Source organism: Pseudomonas sp. R62 (assembly GCF_000257605.1).
GTDB lineage: Bacteria > Pseudomonadota > Gammaproteobacteria > Pseudomonadales > Pseudomonadaceae > Aquipseudomonas > Aquipseudomonas atacamensis.
This window is the reverse complement of record NZ_JH635999.1, coordinates 1,147,378-1,150,136: the sequence shown is the minus strand read 5'-3', so window position 1 is coordinate 1,150,136 and position 2,759 is coordinate 1,147,378. Positions and strand designations below refer to the sequence as shown.

General features: G+C 63.5%; 3 protein-coding genes and 1 pseudogene. All 4 read left to right on the top strand.

All coding sequences use genetic code 11. The annotated features are described in order from the left end of the window. Positions 1–693: UDP-glucose/GDP-mannose dehydrogenase family protein (locus tag OQK_RS23485; RefSeq protein ID WP_162098746.1), on the top strand; the 693-nt coding region annotated here is incomplete at its 5' end. After that, positions 690–1,397, top strand: coding sequence for a WecB/TagA/CpsF family glycosyltransferase (locus OQK_RS23480; RefSeq protein WP_016774561.1), 708 nt, complete (start codon positions 690–692; stop codon positions 1,395–1,397). The genes OQK_RS23485 and OQK_RS23480, both read left to right, overlap by 4 nt. Before the next feature lie 11 nt (positions 1,398–1,408). Beyond that, entirely contained in the window at positions 1,409–2,488 is a 1,080-nt protein-coding gene (locus OQK_RS23475) for a glycosyltransferase (protein WP_016774560.1), read from the top strand. Further along, positions 2,485–2,759: pseudogene (locus tag OQK_RS30615) on the top strand (glycosyltransferase); the annotation flags it as partial. The gene OQK_RS23475 and the pseudogene OQK_RS30615, both read left to right, overlap by 4 nt.

Sequence of the window (2,759 nt, the reverse complement as noted above, 5' to 3'; positions counted from 1 at the left end):
CAGTTTCATGAACGAATGGCCGGACTCGCGGAAAAGCTTGGCGCCGACATCGAAATGGTTCGCCACGGCATCGGCTCGGATCCACGCATCGGCTATCAGTTCATCTACCCCGGCATCGGTTATGGCGGCTCCTGTTTCCCCAAGGATGTGCGGGCGCTGATCCACGCCGCCCACGGCGTCGACATCGATGCGCGCCTGCTCCGCGCGGTGGAATCACGCAACAACGAGCAGAAAAGCACGTTGTTCCACAAGATCGCCGAGCACTTCAACGGCGCGCTGGAGGGCAAAACCTTCGCGTTGTGGGGCCTGAGCTTCAAGCCCAACACCGACGACATGCGCGAAGCGCCCAGCCGCGTGTTGATGGAGGCGTTGTGGCGGGCCGGCGCCAGCGTGCAGGCGTTCGACCCGAAAGCCATGGAACAGGCGCAGCAGCTTTACGGCCCGCGCGATGACCTCTCGTTGGCGGGGACCAAAGAGGCGGCGCTGAAAAATGCCGACGCGCTGGTGATCGTCACCGAATGGCAATCGTTTCGCGCGCCGGACTTCGAACTGCTCGCCCGTCAGTTGAAAAATCCGCTGATCTTCGACGGCCGCAATCTGTTCGATCCGCAACGCCTCAGCGCACGCGGCTTCACCTACATCAGTGTCGGCCGGCCGACCTGCGCCGCCGAAGCACAGGATCTCGCGTCATGATCCGCCTGGAATTGCTCGACCGTTATTCGCCAGCCCTGCTGGACTCCAACCGGGCCTTCTCCTTTCTCAACTTCGCCTCGATCGGCAGTTTCATCCGCCAGCCGCCGCCGTCGCTGGCGTATTTCTGCGACGGCATGCTGATGTCCGGGTTCATGTCGCGCATCACCGGGCGCGCGGTGCAGCGGGTCAGTTTCGATTTCACCTCGATTGCCGATCCGGTGTTGCGCGAGTCCGAGCAGCGCGGCAAACGCGTCTACGTGGTCGGTGCGCGGCAGGCCGAGCTTGATCGTTTCGTTGACAAGCTCGGCACGCAATACCCGCGCCTGCAATTGGTCGGCGCGCGCAACGGTTACTTCGACGCCGAACAAGGTGCGGCAATCCAGTCAGACATCCGTCGGCAGCGGACCAATCTGCTGCTGGTCGGTCTCGGTGCCGGTCTGCAGGAGCGCTTTATCCTCGAAGCACTGCGCGGTGGTTTCAGCGGCGTGGCGTTCACCTGCGGCGGTTTCATTCGTCAGGAGGCCAATGCCAGCGAGCGTTACTACCCCGACGCAATCAATCGCCTGCACTTGCGCGCCTTCTACCGCATGTACCGCGAACCGCACACGATCAAGCGTTACCTGCTCGACTACCCGAGCAATGCCCTGCGCCTGACCGAACTGATTCTGCGCCAGCAAGTGGCAATCAATGTCACTGCCCCATGAGGATTGTGCCGATGCATATTTTGTTCACGCTCAAGGATTACCAGACTGGCGGCGGCGTCGAGTGCGTGCAGCAACGCCTCGCCGAGCAGTTTCTGGCGGACGGTCGGCGGGTGAGTTTTTTCGTCATGAACGGCGACTCGCCCAACGTCGACGGCGCGCCAAGCATGGCCGGTGGCGGCAGTGGGCTCGCGGGCTGGCTGAAATCGATCGTGCTGCTGCGCCGGCTGATTCGCCGCGAAAGCGTGACGCACCTGATTGGCGCCAAGGAGCAGGCCAATCTCTGCACCTGGTTCGCCACCCTGGGCAGTCCCTGCAAAGTCATTTACACCCGCCACGCCGCGCTGGATTGCGCCGAGCAAAACACCGGGCGCGCCAGCCTGCGGCTGTTGTACGCGCTGTACCTGTGCGGCAGCGGCAAGGTGGTCGCGGTGTCCCACGGTCTGCGCCAGTCGCTTGCCGGGTTGATGCCGTGGGGGCGACCGCGCATCCGTTATTGCCCGAACGCAGTGATCAGCGAACAACTGATGCGTGCGGCACAAGCGCCGTTGCCCGGTGGTGTGCCCCATCATTACTGGCTGGGCATCGGCCGATTGGTGCACACCAAGGGCTTCGATCTGCTGCTCGACGCCTACGCGCTGGCGGCGCAACAACGCCCGCTGCCGTATCTGGTGATTGCCGGCGACGGCCCGTTGCGCACAGCGCTTGAAGCGCAGGCACAACGGCTGGGCATCGAACGTCTGGTGCATTTCACCGGGCATCTGCGCAATCCCTATCCGCTGATCCGTCATGCGCAGCTGTTGGTGCTCAGCTCTTTGCACGAAGGCTTGCCGACGGTGCTGGTCGAGGCGCTGGCGCTGGGTACTCCGGTGATCTCCACCGATTGTGGCAGCGGGCCGCGCGAGTTGCTCGATGACGGACGCGTCGGGCGTTTGGTCGGTGTCAATGATGTGCCGGCCCTGACCGAGGCAATGCTCGACAGTCTGGCCAACCGCGAAGCGGCAGCTCCAGCCCGACATTCAGTCAGCGAAGCGATCCTGCCCTATACCAGCCAATACGCCGCCCAGGCCTATTACCAGGTGTGGAACCGATGAAAAAGCTGCTGATCATCCTCCAGGACCTCGGCGCCGGTGGCGCGGAGAAAATGATGGTGCGCCTCGCCGGCGCCTTGGTTGAGGCCGGCAATGAAGTCACGCTGCTGATGCTCACCGGTGCCGGCATCAATCAGCCGGCGCTCGATCCGCGGGTCAGGCAAGTGTTGCTCGACAGCCCGCGCAGCGCTGCCGCCGTGCCCGCGCTGATGCGCTTTTTGCGCAGCAACCGCTACGACGCGCAACTGGCAGTGCTCACTCATGTCAACGTCGT

Bases quoted from the DNA above. Each gene is read 5' to 3' on its own strand.
- OQK_RS23480 (WP_016774561.1), top strand. From the start codon at position 690: ATGATCCGCCTGGAATTGCTCGACCGTTATTCGCCAGCCCTGCTGGAC.
- OQK_RS23475 (WP_016774560.1), top strand. From the start codon at position 1,409: ATGCATATTTTGTTCACGCTCAAGGATTACCAGACTGGCGGCGGCGTC.